17 protein-coding genes are annotated in these 15,246 nt (G+C 72.6%); 8 read left to right on the forward strand and 9 right to left on the reverse strand.

The window, feature by feature from the left end:
• Positions 1 to 26 precede the first annotated feature (26 nt).
• Positions 27 to 518 (reverse strand): transcription elongation factor GreA, encoded by a 492-nt coding sequence (gene greA, locus EDF38_RS11215; RefSeq protein ID WP_123355492.1) that lies wholly within the window; start codon positions 516 to 518, stop codon positions 27 to 29.
• A gap of 135 nt (positions 519 to 653) precedes the next feature.
• The gene (locus EDF38_RS11220) at positions 654 to 1,127 is read right to left on the reverse strand and encodes a DUF4307 domain-containing protein (RefSeq protein ID WP_158613363.1); all 474 of its coding nucleotides are present in this window, start codon (positions 1,125 to 1,127) and stop codon (positions 654 to 656) included.
• Positions 1,128 to 1,196: 69 nt separating this feature from the next.
• Here EDF38_RS11220 and mca point away from each other — a divergent pair, with 69 nt between their 5' ends.
• Positions 1,197 to 2,087 carry a mycothiol conjugate amidase Mca gene (mca, locus tag EDF38_RS11225; protein ID WP_199734702.1) on the forward strand — a complete coding sequence of 297 codons (891 nt, stop codon included), beginning with the start codon at positions 1,197 to 1,199 and terminating at the stop codon, positions 2,085 to 2,087.
• Positions 2,087 to 2,434 (forward strand): hypothetical protein, encoded by a 348-nt coding sequence (locus EDF38_RS11230; protein WP_199734704.1) that lies wholly within the window; start codon positions 2,087 to 2,089, stop codon positions 2,432 to 2,434. The genes mca and EDF38_RS11230 overlap by 1 nt, the downstream gene beginning before the upstream one ends.
• A gap of 25 nt (positions 2,435 to 2,459) precedes the next feature.
• Here the strand turns inward: EDF38_RS11230 and EDF38_RS11235 are convergent, their stop codons facing one another.
• Positions 2,460 to 3,194 (reverse strand): hemolysin III family protein, encoded by a 735-nt coding sequence (locus EDF38_RS11235; protein WP_123355494.1) that lies wholly within the window; start codon positions 3,192 to 3,194, stop codon positions 2,460 to 2,462.
• 74 nt (positions 3,195 to 3,268) lie between these two features.
• On the opposite strand from EDF38_RS11235, the gene EDF38_RS11240 reads away from it, so the two are divergent.
• From EDF38_RS11240 to EDF38_RS11255, 4 genes are all read left to right on the forward strand, one after another.
• Positions 3,269 to 4,057, forward strand: coding sequence for an isoprenyl transferase (locus EDF38_RS11240; protein WP_123355495.1), 789 nt, complete (start codon positions 3,269 to 3,271; stop codon positions 4,055 to 4,057).
• 118 nt (positions 4,058 to 4,175) lie between these two features.
• Positions 4,176 to 5,303, forward strand: coding sequence for an aminotransferase class V-fold PLP-dependent enzyme (locus EDF38_RS11245; RefSeq protein WP_123355496.1), 1,128 nt, complete (start codon positions 4,176 to 4,178; stop codon positions 5,301 to 5,303).
• Positions 5,304 to 5,612: 309 nt separating this feature from the next.
• Complete coding sequence (locus EDF38_RS11250) at positions 5,613 to 6,920, forward strand: PhoH family protein (protein ID WP_233572444.1); 1,308 nt, start codon at positions 5,613 to 5,615, stop codon at positions 6,918 to 6,920.
• 201 nt (positions 6,921 to 7,121) lie between these two features.
• Positions 7,122 to 7,769: a prepilin peptidase gene (locus tag EDF38_RS11255; RefSeq protein WP_123355497.1), complete on the forward strand. Its 648-nt coding sequence runs from the start codon at positions 7,122 to 7,124 to the stop codon at positions 7,767 to 7,769.
• Positions 7,770 to 7,885: 116 nt separating this feature from the next.
• Here the strand turns inward: EDF38_RS11255 and EDF38_RS11260 are convergent, their stop codons facing one another.
• From EDF38_RS11260 to xseA, 5 genes are all read right to left on the reverse strand, one after another.
• On the reverse strand, positions 7,886 to 9,280 hold the full coding sequence (locus EDF38_RS11260; protein ID WP_123355498.1) for a class II fumarate hydratase: 1,395 nt from the start codon (positions 9,278 to 9,280) through the stop codon (positions 7,886 to 7,888).
• Between the two features lie 103 nt (positions 9,281 to 9,383).
• Positions 9,384 to 9,974 carry a carbonic anhydrase gene (locus tag EDF38_RS11265; RefSeq protein ID WP_123355988.1) on the reverse strand — a complete coding sequence of 197 codons (591 nt, stop codon included), beginning with the start codon at positions 9,972 to 9,974 and terminating at the stop codon, positions 9,384 to 9,386.
• 108 nt (positions 9,975 to 10,082) lie between these two features.
• Positions 10,083 to 10,754: a DUF4245 domain-containing protein gene (locus tag EDF38_RS11270; RefSeq protein WP_123355499.1), complete on the reverse strand. Its 672-nt coding sequence runs from the start codon at positions 10,752 to 10,754 to the stop codon at positions 10,083 to 10,085.
• Positions 10,751 to 10,990, reverse strand: a complete 240-nt coding sequence (locus tag EDF38_RS11275) for an exodeoxyribonuclease VII small subunit (protein ID WP_123355500.1) — start codon at positions 10,988 to 10,990, stop codon at positions 10,751 to 10,753. The genes EDF38_RS11270 and EDF38_RS11275 overlap by 4 nt, the downstream gene beginning before the upstream one ends.
• Before the next feature lie 10 nt (positions 10,991 to 11,000).
• Positions 11,001 to 12,290: an exodeoxyribonuclease VII large subunit gene (xseA, locus tag EDF38_RS11280; protein ID WP_123355501.1), complete on the reverse strand. Its 1,290-nt coding sequence runs from the start codon at positions 12,288 to 12,290 to the stop codon at positions 11,001 to 11,003.
• Positions 12,291 to 12,415: 125 nt separating this feature from the next.
• On the opposite strand from xseA, the gene EDF38_RS11285 reads away from it, so the two are divergent.
• Together EDF38_RS11285 and EDF38_RS11290 are read left to right on the forward strand one after the other, a co-directional pair.
• Positions 12,416 to 13,489 (forward strand): 4-hydroxy-3-methylbut-2-enyl diphosphate reductase, encoded by a 1,074-nt coding sequence (locus EDF38_RS11285; protein ID WP_370275627.1) that lies wholly within the window; start codon positions 12,416 to 12,418, stop codon positions 13,487 to 13,489.
• A complete protein-coding gene (locus EDF38_RS11290) occupies positions 13,486 to 14,064 on the forward strand; it encodes a DUF6264 family protein (protein ID WP_123355502.1) in 579 nt (192 codons plus the stop codon). Before EDF38_RS11285 ends, EDF38_RS11290 begins: the two co-directional genes overlap by 4 nt.
• A gap of 74 nt (positions 14,065 to 14,138) precedes the next feature.
• On the opposite strand, the gene fbaA is transcribed toward EDF38_RS11290, so the two are convergent.
• Positions 14,139 to 15,167: a class II fructose-bisphosphate aldolase gene (fbaA, locus tag EDF38_RS11295; protein WP_123355503.1), complete on the reverse strand. Its 1,029-nt coding sequence runs from the start codon at positions 15,165 to 15,167 to the stop codon at positions 14,139 to 14,141.
• Positions 15,168 to 15,246: the final 79 nt, after the last annotated feature.

Below are 15,246 nucleotides of genomic sequence, written 5' to 3' on the forward strand. Positions count from 1 at the left end.
AGCGGCCACGGGCGTCGTCGCCGCTGCTACGGCGTGTAGGTCTCGACGGCGGTGATCTCGACCGCGATCTCCTTGCCGTTGGGGGCCGTGTAGCTCGTCGAGGTGCCGACCTTGAGGCCGTTGATGGCCTCGCCGAGCGGGCTGGTCTCGCTGTACACCGAGAGGTCGCTGCCGGGCGCGATGATCTCGCGGTTGCCGAGCAGGAAGGTGCTGGGGTCGCCCGCGATCGTCGCGGTGACGACCGTGCCGGGGCCGACGATGCCGTCGGCGGCGGTGGACTCGCCGACGGTGGCGTGCTTCAGCAGGTTGGTGAGCGTGCGGATGCGCGCCTCGATCTTGCCCTGCTCGTCCTTCGCGGCGTGGTAGCCGCCGTTCTCCTTGAGGTCGCCTTCCTCGCGGGCGGCCTCGATGCGGCCCACGATCTCGGCGCGGCCCTCGCCGCTCAGGGTGGCGAGCTCGGCCTGCAGCCGGTCGCGGGCGTCGGTGGTCAGCCACGTGGTGGCGTTGTCGTTGCTCATGGTGTCTCCGTCCGTGGGGGTCCGCCCGTGTCCGGCGACCCGTCCCGCGTCTGCGAGGGTCGCGGCCCGGTCGAGGCGCGCCCACCGAAAAAAGGAGACCGGCCGATCGGCCGGTCTCGTGGTGATCGGGTCAGTCTACGGAAGCCAGCACTCGTAGATCAAGCCCGTGACGGCCGGTTCCGACGTCACGAGCGACGTCGTGTAGGTCGTCGAGTGCTGCGTCGCGGCGGGCAGGTGGACGATCTTCCAGCCGACGATGGCGAACTTCTCGCTCTGCGCCTGGACGGCGCAGCTGACCGGCGTGCCGGGCGCGACGCTGATCGTGTACTGCACGTCGAGGCTGCGGTCGCTCGTCTGCGTGTAGCCGACGTCGGTCGACTCGAGCTTCGAGCCCGAGCCGTCGAAGGCGGCGAAGACGACCCAGGCGGCGAAGACCACGACGAACGAGGCGGCGACGGCGATCGCGGTCACCTTCCCGCGGCGGCGCGAGCCGGGCGACCGGCCGTACCGGGCGTCGAGCCGGGAGGAGGCCGGGTCGTCGACGGGCGCGCTCGGCCCCTCCGCCGCGGGTGCGGCGGAGGGTAGTGCTGCCGGGGGCTTGGACGCCACGCTCGACTCCGTCCGTTTATCCTGGTGCGAGGGTAGCAACGTCTGCCCTGCACGATTTGTGAGGAACCCGTGACCCTGCGCCTCTTGGCCGTCCACGCCCATCCCGACGACGAGTCCAGCAAGGGCTCGGCGACGTACGCCCTCTACCGCTCCCTCGGCGTCGAGGTGCTGGTGGTCAGCTGCACCGGGGGCGAGCAGGGCTCCGTGCTCAACGAGGCCCTCGAGGCCCGTCACCACGCCGAGCGCGACATCGCCGGCCTGCGCGTGCACGAGATGGCCCGCGCCCGTGAGGCGATGGGCGTCGACCACCTGTGGCTCGGCTACGCCGACTCCGGCCTGCCCGCCGAGGGCGAGGCCGTCGCCGTCAACGGCTTCGCGACGATCCCGGTCGAGACGAGCGCCGAGCCGCTCGTGGCCGTCATCCGACGCTTCCGCCCGCAGGTCCTCGTCACGTACGACGAGAACGGCGGCTACCCGCACCCCGACCACATCCGCACCCACGAGGTGTCGATGGAGGCGTTCCGTGCGGCGGCCGACCCCGCCCGCTACCCGACCGCGGGCGAGCCCTGGCAGATCGACAAGGTCTACTACGACCGCATGTTCAGCACCGGCCGCATCTCCGCCATGATCGCCTACCTGCGCGTGCACGACCCGGAGTCCGACCTCATCGAGCGGCTCACGGAGATGCTCGAGCGCTTCGGCGACCGGCCCGACCTCGTTACGACGCACGTGCCGGCGTCCGACTTCTTCCCGGTGCGCGACGCCGCCCTCCGCGCGCACGCCAGCCAGGTCCCGCTCGACAGCGCCTTCTTCTTCTGGCCGAACGACCTCCAGGTCGCGGCCTGGCCGACGGAGGACTTCCAGCTGATCGAGTCGCGCGTCACGTCGGAGACGCCCGAGACCGACCTCTTCGCGGGCGTCGTCGATCCCGACACGGGTCTCGTCGGGGCGCTGCGCTGATGGGCCTCGTGACGGGGGCGGTCGTCGAGGCGACCACGCGCCTCCTCGCCCAGCAGTCCACGCCCGACGCCACGCTGCCGCCCTCGACGGTGCCCGACGTCGACGTCACGCCCGGCGTCTGGGGCTTCGTCGCGATCGCGTTCGTCGCGATCGCGACCGTGCTGATCATCGTCGACATGACCCGACGCGTGCGCCGGACGCGCTACCGGGGCGAGGTGCGCGAGCGCATCGAGGCCGAGCGCGCCGAGGCGGCCGAGGCGTCGGCCGGCATCGACGACGAGATGCGGCCCGGCGACGAGAGGCCCGGCGACGACCGGGGCACCCGGGAGCCGGACGCCGACCGCTGAGCGCTGAGCGTGATGCCGACCGCCGCTAGAAGGTGGGCGCGTGGAGGGCCAGCACGAGGATGCCGCTCCAGTGGCAGAGGTACGCCGCGACCGTGCAGGCGTGGAACAGCTCGTGGAAGCCGAAGCGGCCCGGGGCCGGGTTCGGCCGCTTGATCGCGTAGAAGACGGCCCCGACGACGTAGAGCAGGCCGCCGACGAGCACGAGCACCGTCATGGCGACGCTCGCGGCGACGAGGTCGGGCAAGAACCCGAGCGCCCCGACGCCCATCAGCACGTAGAGCGGCACGTAGAGCCACCGCGGCGCGTGGATGAAGAAGACGCGGAAGGCGATGCCGAAGGCCGCCGCCGTCCAGACCATCACCAGCAGCAGGGTCGACTTGCCGGGCGGCAGCGCGATGGCGGCGATGGGCGTGTAGGTGCCCGCGATGAGCAGGAAGATGTTCGAGTGGTCGAGCCGCTTCAGGAAGATCTTCGCCCCCGGGCTCCACGGGAAGCGGTGGTACGTGGCCGAGATGCCGAAGAGCAGCAGCGACGTCGTCATGAAGACGGCGCAGGCCCAGGTCGCCCCGACGCCCTGCGCGAGGCTGACGAGCACCACGCCCGTGGCGATCGCGACGGGGAACGTGCCGGCGTGGAGCCAGCCGCGCCAGGTGGGCTTGCGCTCGATGTGCGGGTACGACAGGGCGTCCTCGAGGAGCGGCAGGGACGGCAGGTCGGTCCCGCCGTCGGAGGCCGCGGCGCCGGGCACGGGTGAGCTCATGCCCCGAGCGTAGGGGAGGCGCCGCGCGGCACCGCTGGGAATCCTCCGCTCGCACGGTGGGCTACCGTAGGCACGTGAAACCCCGCTGGTCCTCCCCGTTCGCCGGGGGCGTCCTCTACGGTCTCTACCAGCGCCGCCTGCGGCGCGAGCTCGAGGGCGCCGAGGTGCCCCACCACGTGGCGATGATCGTCGACGGCAACCGGCGCTGGGCGAAGCTGCGCATGCTCGAGACCGCGGCGCACGGCCACCGGGCCGGGGCCGCCAAGATCAGCGAGTTCCTCACCTGGTGCGACGACATCGGCATCCGCGTCGTCACCCTCTACCTGCTCTCGGCCGACAACCTCGGCAACCGCGAGTCGGCCGAGCTCACCGAGCTCTTCGGCATCATCGGCGACGTCGCCGACGAGCTCTCGCGTCAGCGCGACTGGAAGGTGCAGCACGTCGGGGCGACCGACGACCTGCCCGCGGAGCTCTGCGCCTCGCTCGAGGGGGCCGAGGCGCGCACGCGCGACCACGCCGGGCTGCACGTCAACCTCGCGGTCGGCTACGGCGGGCGGCGTGAGATCGCGGACGCCATGCGCAGCATCGTCCGCGCCCACGACGCCGCGGGCGGCACGCTCGACGCGCTCGCCGAGGTCCTGACGCCGGAGCTCATCGCCGAGCACCTCTACACGGGCGGCCAGCCCGACCCCGACCTCGTCATCCGCACGTCCGGCGAGCAGCGGCTCAGCGACTTCATGCTCTGGCAGAGCGCCCACAGCGAGTTCTACTTCGTGGAGGCGTTCTACCCCGACCTCCGTGAGGTCGACTTCCTCCGGGCGGTCCGCGACTTCGCCCTCCGGCACCGCCGCTACGGCGGCTGACGCCCCCGACGCCCGACCGCCCGCCGCGCGTCCCCGCGTCGCGACGGGGCCCGGCGAGGCCCCGGATCGCCGTGCCCCGGTACGGTGGACCCCGACCCACCCACCCGAGGAGCCGACCGTGACCACCATCGACGAGTTCGCCGCCGGCTTCGCCGACGAGCCCGGCTACTTCGACTTCGGCCGCTTCGGCCCGATGGCCACGGCCGTCGCCGACGAGCAGCGCGGGCTCGTCGACCTGCAGGCGCGCTCGCGCTTCGGCTCCGAGGTGGCCCTCGACGAGCAGGCCGGGCGCGTGCTCAGGGCCGTGTCGTCCCTGACCGGCTTCCCGACCGACCAGGTCGTCTTCCAGCCGAACGCCAGCGCCGGCCTGCAGCACACGATGTTCGGGCTCACGGGGCAGGTGCTGCTGTCGCCCTTCGAGTACCCGAGCCTCCCGCTCGCGGTGACGCGCGCCTCCTCGGCCCTCCGCGTCGTCGAGCCACGCTGGATGGAGCCGAGCTGGGGCGCCGTCACGCCCGCGCTGGTGCAGGAGCACCTCACCGACTCGACCGTCGCCGTCGCGGTGAGCGCCGTCGACTACCGCACGGGGTACCTGGCCGACCTCGAGGGCATCCGCCAGGTGATCGGCGACCGCCTGCTGATCGTCGACGCGATCCAGGGCATGGGCGTCGTCGACGCGCCCTGGTCGCTGGCCGACGTCGTCGTGGCCGGCGGGCAGAAGTGGCTGCGCGCCGGGTGGGGAACGGGCTTCCTCGCGCTGAGCGAGCGGGCGGCCGCCGAGCTGATCCCCGTGTTCGGCGGGGTGGCGGGCGCCGACCTGACCCTCGGCGGCCGCTACGACGGGCCCGTGCCGCCGGCGGAGGGCGCGCGGGCGTTCCAGGTGACGAACCCCGACCCCATCGCGCAGGCCCGCCTGGCGACGGCGATCGAGGGCGTCGTCGAGGTGGGGGTGCCCACGATCGCGGCCGCCGTCGCCGACCGCGCGGCCCGCGTCATCGACCTCGCCGACGAGTTCGCCGTGCCGGTCGTGTCGTCGCGCGACGAGTCCGAGCGAGCTGGCCTCGTCGTGCTCGAGCCCGAGCGCCAGCACATGACCACCCTGACCGCGTCGCTCATCAACCACGGGGTGACGGTCACGGTGCGCGACGCGACGGTGCGCGTCAGCACCCACGTCTCGAACGACGACGACTCGTTCGACATGCTGCGGGCCGCCTTCACCTCGTTCAGCAGCGCCGCCACGTACTGAGCGGGCGGCGGTGCCCGGGGGACGCCCTCACCGGCCGTGCCCAGGTCTCGACCACGACCTGAGGCCTGTTCACGCGATCGTCACACGACACGGCGCGACACGGGTCGCGGATGTCGGCGGCGCGTCGTAGGTTCGCCTCACCGGGCAAGGCGCCCGGTCGAGCCGGCCACGAAAGTTCGCCTCGCAACTGCTCCGCGGCCGTCTCAGCCGAAGGTACCGAGCGTTCAGGCGCTCGGAGATGGAGTGGTCGTGACCGCGCTTGACAACCCTCAGACCCAACAGCCCCGCACGACGAGCACGACGGGGCGGGTGGCCGCGTCGTCGGTGGCCCAGCGCACGTACGTGCTCGACACGTCGGTGCTCCTCTCCGACCCCCAGGCGCTGTTCCGGTTCGCCGAGCACGACGTGGTGCTGCCCGTCGTGGTCGTCAGCGAGCTCGAGGGCAAGCGGCACGACCCCGAGCTGGGCTACTTCGCCCGTCAGGCCCTGCGCCTCCTCGACGACCTGCGGGTGGAGCACGACCGGCTCGACTTCCCGGTCGAGGTCGGCCAGGGCGGGTCGTTCCGGGTGGAGCTGAACCACTCGAACATGAGCGTGCTGCCCTCGGGGCTGCAGCTCGGCGACAACGACTCGCGGATCCTCGCCGTCGCCTGCAACCTCGCGAACGACGGCCTGGCCGTGACGGTCGTCTCGAAGGACCTGCCGCTGCGCGTCAAGGCCGCGTCGGTCGGCCTCGCCGCCGAGGAGTACCGGGCCGAGCAGGTCGTCGACAGCGGCTACACCGGCCAGCTCTCGCTCGACGTCTCGAGCGAGCAGATGGCGACCTTCTACGAGACCGAGAAGATCAGCTCGCGCGCCCTGGGCGACGTGCCGGTCAACACCGGCGTCGTGCTCCACTCCGACCGCGGGTCGGCGCTCGGCCGGGTCACGGCCCGGGGCGAGGCCCGCCTGGTGCGCGGCGATCGCGACGTCTTCGGCCTGCACGGTCGCTCGGCGGAGCAGCGGCTCGCCATCGACCTGCTGCTCGACCCCGAGGTGGGCATCGTGTCGCTCGGCGGCAGCGCCGGCACGGGCAAGTCGGCCCTCGCCCTGTGCGCCGGCCTCGAGGCGGTGCTCGAGAAGCAGCAGCACAAGAAGATCATGGTGTTCCGGCCGCTCTACGCGGTGGGCGGCCAAGACCTCGGCTTCCTGCCGGGCGACGCCGGCGAGAAGATGAACCCCTGGGGCCAGGCCGTCTTCGACACGCTCGGCGCCCTCGTCTCGCAGAACGTGCTCGACGAGGTGGTCGAGCGGGGGCTGCTCGAGGTGCTGCCGCTCACCCACATCCGCGGCCGTTCGCTGCACGACGCCTTCGTGATCGTCGACGAGGCGCAGTCGCTCGAGCGCAACGTGCTGCTCACCGTGCTCAGCCGCATCGGGCAGAACTCGCGGGTCGTGCTCACCCACGACGTGGCGCAGCGCGACAACCTGCGCGTCGGGCGCCACGACGGCGTCGCCTCGGTCATCGAGACGCTCAAGGGACACCCGCTCTTCGGGCACGTCACCCTGACGCGGTCCGAGCGCAGCGCCATCGCAGCCCTCGTGACCCAGCTGCTCGAGACGAACGAGCTGAACTAGCGGGGTCGCCGCGCGTCGACCGCCGGCGAGGCGCCGGCGAGGGGCGCGAGGCGAGCGAGGCGCGAGCGCAGGAGGCGCGGGTCAGCCGATCCGCGCCTCCTCGCGTCGTCCCGTCCCTCCCCACGGGCGCCTCGGGGTCCGTCGTCCCCGTCGCGGCGAGCACCTCGGGGCGACGCCCGCGGGGCCGGGCAGGGTCGGACGATGATCCTCCTCGTCGCATCCGCCCTCGTCGCATCTGCTCTCGCCGTCTCCGCTCACGTCCCCTCCGCCCTGGCCGTCGCCTGCGGCGCCTCGGCCCCCGTCGCCGTGCTGGCCGGCGTCGCCCTCGTGACGCCCGGGCTCGTGCGCTCCGACCTCCGGCACCGGCGGCTGCCGAACCGGCTCGTCGGACTCGCCGGCGCCGCGGTCGTGCTCGGGATCGTCCTCCGGGTCGTGCCGCACGCGGCGGGGCGGTCCCCGGGCGCGCTGCCGCCCGGGTCCGCGGCTGCCGTGGTCGCCGTGGCCACGGCGGCCGCCGTCGCGGTCGTCCTCGCCGCGGGGGGCGGTCTCGGGATGGGCGACGCCAAGCTCGCAGTCGTGCTGACGGCCGCTGCGGCCGTGCTCTCACCCGGGGCCACGCTGGTGCTCGGCGCCGCGGTCGGCGTCGGAGCCGGCCTCGTCGGCGGGTGGGAGATCCGGCGTCGGGCGGTCGGGGGCGACCGCGGCGTGGTGGGTGACGGGGAGGGCGGGCAGGCCGTCGGTGCCGACCCCGGCGTCCCGTTCGGCCCCGTGCTCCTCGCGGCGTTCTGGACCGCGGCGGCGGTGACCGCGGCCGCCGACGTGTTCGCGACGACGTCGGGCGTCCGGTGACGCCACACCGGCCGGGCGGTCAGGACGTCAGGTGGACGACGACGACGCGGGACCCGCCTGCCGGCCGGTCCCGCGTCGTCCGGGGGGTGGTGCGTCGGCCCGAGGGCCCGTCGAGGTCAGCCCGGGTGCGTCATGCTCAGCACGTCGAGCGCCGAGTCGAGCTGCTCGAGCGTGACCTCGCCCCGTTCGACGAAGCCGAGGTCGACGACCGCCTCGCGGACGGTCAGCTTCTGGGCGACGGCGTGCTTGGCGACCTTGGCGGCGGCCTCGTAGCCGATGACGCGGTTGAGCGGCGTCACGATGGACGGCGACGACTCGGCGAGGGCGCGGGCGTGCTCGACGTTGGCCTCGAGGCCGTCGACGGTCTTGTCGGCCAACGCACGGACGCCGTTCGAGAGGAGGCGGATCGACTCGAGCAGGGCCGTGCCCATGACGGGGATCGCGACGTTGAGCTCGAACGCGCCCGACGCCCCGGCCCACGCGATGGTCGCGTCGTTGCCGATGACCCGCGCGCCGACCATGAGCACGGCCTCGGGGATCACCGGGTTGACCTTGCCCGGCATGATCGACGACCCGGGCTGCAGGTCGGGGATGTGCAGCTCGCCGAGGCCCGTGTTCGGGCCCGAGCCCATCCAGCGGATGTCGTTGTTGATCTTGGTGAGGCTGACGGCGATGACGCGCAGCGCTCCCGAGGCCTCGACGAGGGCGTCGCGGGCGCCCTGCGCCTCGAAGTGGTCCTCCGCCTCGGTGACCGGCAGGCCGCTGTCGGCGGCGAGGGCGGCGATGACTCGCTGCGGGAAGCCCACGGGCGTGTTGATGCCGGTGCCCGTGGCCGTGCCGCCGAGCGGCACCTCCGCGACGCGGGGGAGCGTCGAGCGGACCCGCTCCACGCCGAGGCGGATCTGGCGGGCGTAGCCGCCGAACTCCTGGCCGAGCGTGACGGGCGTGGCGTCCATCAGGTGGGTGCGACCCGACTTGACGACCTCGGCCCACTCCGTCGACTTGCGCTCCAGCGACTCGGCGAGGTGCTCGAGGGCGGGGATGAGGTCGTGCAGCAGGGCCCCCGTGACGGCGACGTGCACCGAGGTCGGGAAGACGTCGTTCGACGACTGCGAGGCGTTCACGTGGTCGTTCGGGTGCACGGCCGTGCCGTCGACCGTGCCGGCCAGGGTCGCGAGCACCTCGTTCATGTTCATGTTCGACGAGGTGCCGCTGCCGGTCTGGTAGACGTCGACCGGGAACTGGTCGTGGTGCTCGCCGCCGATGACGGCGTCGGCCGCGGCCACGATCGCGTCGGCGAGGGCCGGGGCGACGATGCCCATCTCGCCGTTGACGACGGCGGCCGCGCGCTTGATGCGGGCGAGGGCGACGATCTGGGCCGGCTCGAGGCCGGCGCCCGAGATCGGGAAGTTCTCGACCGCCCGCTGGGTCTGGGCACGGTAGAGCGCGGACGCGGGGACCCGCACCTCGCCCATCGTGTCGTGCTCGATGCGGTACTCCGGTGTGGTCACGACGTCATCGTCCTTCCATGGCCCTCGTGGGGCGCGTTCGTTGCGGTCTCGCAGGTGGTGTGGTGGTCGCCGGCGTCGGGCCGGACGGGTCAGAGCTGACGGGTCAGAGCCTGCCGACGACGACGGACTCGTCGACGCGGCCGTACGCGAGGGCGTAGTTGGCCCCGACGACCGCCAACCTACCCTCGGCGACGGCGGTGGCGATGAGGGCCGACCGCCCGATGAGGGCCTCGACCGAGGCCTCGATGTGCAGCTTGCCGACCGAGCGCGGGTCGAGCGTCGCCCCGGGCTCGAGGTCGATCGTGGCCCGGCGCACCGACGGCACGATCATGTCGACGAGGTCGCCGAGGAAGCGCGACCCGGGAGGCGCGGTCGAGGTCATCGAGTCGATGGCCGTCGCGACCGCCCCGCAGCTGTCGTGGCCGAGCACGACGATCAGCGGCACGTCGAGCACCGACACGGCGTACTCGAGGGACGCGATCACCGTGTCGCCGACGACCTGGCCGGCGTTGCGGACGACGAAGAGGTCGCCGAGCCCGACGTCGAAGATGATCTCGGCGGCCAGTCGCGAGTCGGCGCAGCCGAAGAGGGCCGCGACGGGCGTCTGTCCGCCCGCGAGCAGCGAGCGGCGGTCGGCGTCCTGGTGGGGGTGCTGCGGGGCGCCGGCGACGAAGCGCTCGTTGCCGTCGCTCATGCGCTGCCAGGCCTCACCGGGCGTCAGGCGGTCGACCGGCGCGGCGGCGACCGGGGTCGTCGTCACGTCGGGGGCGGTCGTCGGGGCGGCGTCGGGTGCGGACACGGCTCAGCTCTCTTCTTCGGCGGCGATCTGCTCGGCCAGGGCCGTGGCGAGGGTCTCGAACTCGGCGTCGTCGGCCGTGCCGTGCAGCACGTACGAGCTCTCGCCGACGGTCGTGGTGAGCGAGTAGGCGTAGTTGCCCGGGTCGTCGGCGTCGCGTCGGTCGTACACGCGCCAGTCGAGGCCGGCGATCGTCGTCTCGCCCGTCGAGGGCTGCGCCTCGACGGCGTTGCTGACCCAGGTGTCGTTGGCGTCGATGCCCTGCTGGATCGCGATGTACTGCTCGGCCGGGGTGATGAGCCCCACGTCCCAGGTCGAGACGCCGTCGGCAGCGCCGGTGTCGATCTCGGCCCGGTTGGAGGTCCAGCCGCCGGGCAGCTCGGGCGCGGCCAGGGGCACCGACACGCTGGCCTCGGCGTTCTGCGCGACCGCCCGGTAGTCGATCTCTTGCCGGTTGACGGTGCCGTCGGGACGCACCACCACCAGCACGAGGAAGAGGACGACCGCGAGCGACGCCACGATCGAGAGCGTCAGGTTCACCGCGGTCTGGTTGGCGTAGTGCTTGCGGGTGTTCTCGGCCTTGCGCCGTGCGGTCTCGTCGGGCGTCTCGGGTCGACCGAGCTCGGCGACGACGCGCGGCGGCTTCGACGGCCGGGGAGGAGGGGCCTGCTCGGTCATTCGGCGGGCACCTGCCGTCGGGCGGCCTCGAGGCGCTCGCGGGCGCCCATGAGCCACTCCTCGCAGCGTCGGGCCAGGGCCTCGCCCCTCTCCCACAGGGCGAGGGACCGCTCGAGGGTGGAGGCGCCCTGCTCGAGCTCGGAGACGACCTGCACGAGCTCGTCGCGTGCCTGCTCGTAGCTGAGCGCGGAGACGTCGGCGGGCGTCGAGCCGGTGTCGGGAGAGGTCTTGTCCACGGGTTCGATCCTAACGAGCGGAGCTGGCGGCGGCGTCAGCCGTCGCGGGGCCGGGGGAGGCGGGGGAGGGGGCGGAGCCTGGGGAGGGGGCGCCCGTGCTGACGGCCCCCACCGCGCCTCCGTCGAGGGTGACGAGCAGCGGCGTGGACTCGGGCGCCTCCGCCGGGTCGCGGAGCACGGCGCCCGACGGCAGCTGCACGATCGAGTAGCCGCGGCGGAGCGTGCCCTGCGGCGAGAGGGCCCGCAGCTGGGCGGTCAGCTCGGAGACGCGCGTGTGGGCCCGTTCCACGGCGCGCCCGAGCAGCTCCTCGCCGCGCGCGACGGCCCGGACGACCTCGTCGGCCCGCACGTCGACGAGGGTCTGCGGGGAGGCGAGCACCGGGCGGCTGCGGACCTGGTCGAGCCGGTCGATCTCGGTCGCGACGAGGTTCGTCAGCCGCATGCGGATGCGCGCCCGGGCCTGCTGCACCCGCGAGAGCTCTTCCGTCACGTCGGGCACGACGCGCTTGGCGGCGTCGGTCGGCGTCGACGCCCGGAGGTCGGCGACCTCGTCGAGCAGCGGCCGGTCGGCCTCGTGCCCGATCGCGGAGACGACGGGGGTCGTACAGGCCGCGACGGCGCGCACGAGGCCCTCGTCGCTGAAGCCGAGCAGGTTCTGGAAGTCGCCCCCGCCGCGGGCGACGATGATCACGTCGACCTCGGGGTCGGCGTCGAGCCGCTGGATCGCCGCCGTCACCTCGCCGACCGACCGGTCGCCCTGCACGGCCGCGTGGACGACGCGGAAGGCCACCGACGGCCAGCGCAGCTGCGCGTTGCGGAGGACGTCCTTCTCGGCGTCGCTGTCCTTGCCCGTCACGAGCCCGATGCACTGCGGCAGGAAGGGCAGCGGACGCTTGCGGTCGGGGGCGAAGAGACCCTCCGAGGTCAGCTGCCGACGGAGCCGTTCGAGCCGCTCGAGCAGGTCGCCGAGGCCGACGTGGCGCATGTCGAAGACCTGCATCGTGAGCGAGCCGCCCTTGACCCAGTAGTTCGGCTTCACCGCCGCGATGACCCGGTCGCCCTGCTTGAGGTCGGACGGCACGCGCGACTTGACGCTCGACCAGATCGAGAACGACACGGTGGCGTCCTGTTCGAGGTCGCGCAGCTTGCCGTAGACGTTGCCGCCCGAGACGTTCCACTGCGTGATCTCGCCCTCGACCCACGCCGTGCCGAGGCGGTCGATCCAGTCGCGCACCTTGGCGGCCAGCAGGCCGACGGGCCAGGGCGACTCGGCGGTGGGCGGCGGGGGGACGATGGTCATGCGGCTCCGGTGGTCGTGGGCGGACGGTCGGCGGGGACGACGAGGCGGGACGAGGAGGCGCGGCGACGGCCGGCGAGACCGGCGCCTCCCAGTGGGTGGCCAGTCCGCGCCCTTAGACTCGACGGGTGGCTCACATCACCAACGGCGCCATCGCCGTCGACCTCCCGACACCGCGCGTCCCCGCGGTGCGTAACAGGCTAAGGGATGCCCCCGTCACCGGGGCGAAGAAGGTGCTGCTCGCGGCGCCTCGCGGGTACTGCGCCGGCGTCGACCGGGCGGTGGTCGCGGTCGAGAAGGCGCTCGAGCACTACGGCTCTCCGGTCTACGTGCGCAAGCAGATCGTGCACAACGTCCACGTCGTCTCGACGCTCGAGAGCCAGGGCGCGATCTTCGTCGACGAGGTGGAGGAGGTCCCCGAGGGCTCGCACGTCGTCTTCAGCGCGCACGGCGTCTCCCCGGCCGTCGTCAAGGGCGCCGCCGACCGCGGCCTGCAGGCGATCGACGCGACCTGCCCGCTCGTCACCAAGGTGCACCGCGAGGCCGTCCGCTTCGGCTCGCAGGGCCGCCACATCATCCTCATCGGCCACGCGGGCCACGAGGAGGTCGAGGGCACGATGGGCCACGCGGCCGACCGCACCACGCTCGTCCAGAACCCGGCCGAGGTCGACGACCTCGTCATCGACGACCCGGAGAACCTCGTCTGGCTCTCGCAGACCACGCTGAGCGTCGACGAGACGATGGAGACCGTCCGCCGGCTGCGCGAGCGCTTCCCCTCCATCCAGAACCCGCCGAGCGACGACATCTGCTATGCCACGCAGAACCGTCAGGTCGCCATCAAGAAGGTCGCCGCCGAGGCCGAGCTCGTCATCGTCGTCGGGTCGGCGAACAGCTCCAACAGCGTGCGCCTCGTCGAGGTCGCGCTCGAGCACGGCGCGAAGGCCGCCTACCGCGTCGACTACTCCAGCGAGATCCAGCAGGAGTGGCTCGACGGCGTCGCGACGGTCGGCGTCACCTCGGGTGCCTCCGTCCCCGAGGTGCTCGTGAAGGAGGTCCTCGACGACCTCGCGGACGCGGGTTACATCGACGTCGCCGAGGTCGTCACGGCCGAGGAAGACCTCATGTTCTCGCTGCCCAAGGAGCTCCGCAAGGACCAGAGCGGGCAGGCCGACTCCCGCGCCCTCGGCGGTCGCGTCCGGTGACCGACCCCCGACCGGAGTCGACGCCCCGTCGCGACCCTCGGCCTGCGCCGCGGTACGGGGAGTACGCCCCCGAGGGGTGGGTGAGCCCCGTCCCCGACCCCGCGCCTCCTCGCGAGGGGCCGGCCGACGTCCCGACTCTCATCGGCAAGGACGCGTCGACCTCCCGCCCCGGCACCGCCGCGGCTCCGGTCAGCACGGGCCGCCGCGTGGACCGCGTCGTCACCTTCGTGCTGCTCGGCCTCGCGGTGTACAACGTGGTCAGCGCCCTCGTGCTCGTGCCGAGGTTCTCGACGACCCTGCTCGACACGCTCCGTCGGGGCGGGTACGACGTGTCGTCGTTCTCGGGCGAGGCCGACCTGCAGCGGGCAGGCACGACCATCGCGATCGTGTCGGTCGTCGTCTTCGCCCTCATGATCTGGTGGACGCTCCGCCGCCTGCGCGCCGGCAAGGTCACCTTCTTCGTGCCCCTCGTCGCCGGCATCGTGGTGTCGGTGGTGCAGCTCGTGCTCGTCTTCTCGATCTTCCTCGCAGACCCCGCGTTCGTGCAGGCGATCCTCGACTCCGGCGCCGGCTAGACCAGCAGCCTCGACGACGACGGCCCCGCAGCGACTCGCTGCGGGGCCGTCGTCGTCCGACGAGGAGGCGCGGGTCAGCTGCCCGACTGACCGAACGAGCCGAGCTGCCGGGTCGCCTCCACCACGCGGGCGGCCATGGCGGACTCGGCGACCTTGCCCCAGGCGCGGGGGTCGTACTGCTTCTTGTTGCCGACCTCGCCGTCGGCCTTGATGAAGCCGTCGTAGTTCTTGAGCACGGTGTCGGCGATCGAGCGGCTGAACGCGTACTGCGTGTCGGTGTCGAGGTTCATCTTCACGACGCCGTTCGAGACGGCCTCGCTGATCTCGGCGTCGGAGGAGCCAGAGCCGCCGTGGAAGACGAGCTCGAGGGGCTTCTCGGCCGTGCCGAACCGCTCCTGGATGCCCTGCTGGATCTCGCCGAGCAGCTCGGGACGGAGCTTGACGTTGCCGGGCTTGTAGACGCCGTGGACGTTGCCGAAGGTCAAGGCGGCGATGTAGCGGCCCTTCTCGCCGAGGCCGAGGGCCTCGACCACGCGCGTCACGTCGCCGACGGTCGTGTACAGCGCGTCGTTGGTGCCTTCGTGCTCGACGCCGTCCTCCTCGCCGCCGACGACGCCGATCTCGACCTCGAGGATGGCGTTGATGGCGGCGGTGCGCTTGAGCATCTCTCCTGCGATCGAGATGTTCTCGTCGAGCGGCACGGCCGAGCCGTCCCACATGTGCGACTGGAAGAGCGGGTTGCGGCCCGCCTTGACCTCTTCTTCGGAGGCGGCGATCAGCGGGAGGACGAAGCCGTCGAGGGCGTCCTTGGGGCAGTGGTCGGTGTGGAGCGCGACCGTGATCGGGTAGTTCTTGGCGACCTCCGTGGCGAACTTCGCGAAGGCGATGGCGCCCGCGGCGCGGTTCTTGACGGTGTGACCGGCGAAGTAGTCGGCGCCGCCGGTCGTGACCTGGATGATGCCGTCGCTGCCGGCCTCGGTGAGGCCCTGGAGGACCGAGTTGATCGTCTGGGACGACGAGACGTTGACGGCGGGGTAGGCGAACCCCTTCTTCTTCGCCTTGTCCAGCATCTCGGCGTACTGCTCGGGGGTGGCGACGGGCATTGCATCTCCTTCGATCATCGCGTTCAGGCTTCCGATCAGACTAGTCAGCGCCTGCGACGCGCTGCCCAGGAAGGCGGCG

The sequence above is a fragment of the Frigoribacterium sp. PhB160 genome, from assembly GCF_003751785.1.
Lineage (GTDB): Bacteria > Actinomycetota > Actinomycetes > Actinomycetales > Microbacteriaceae > Frigoribacterium.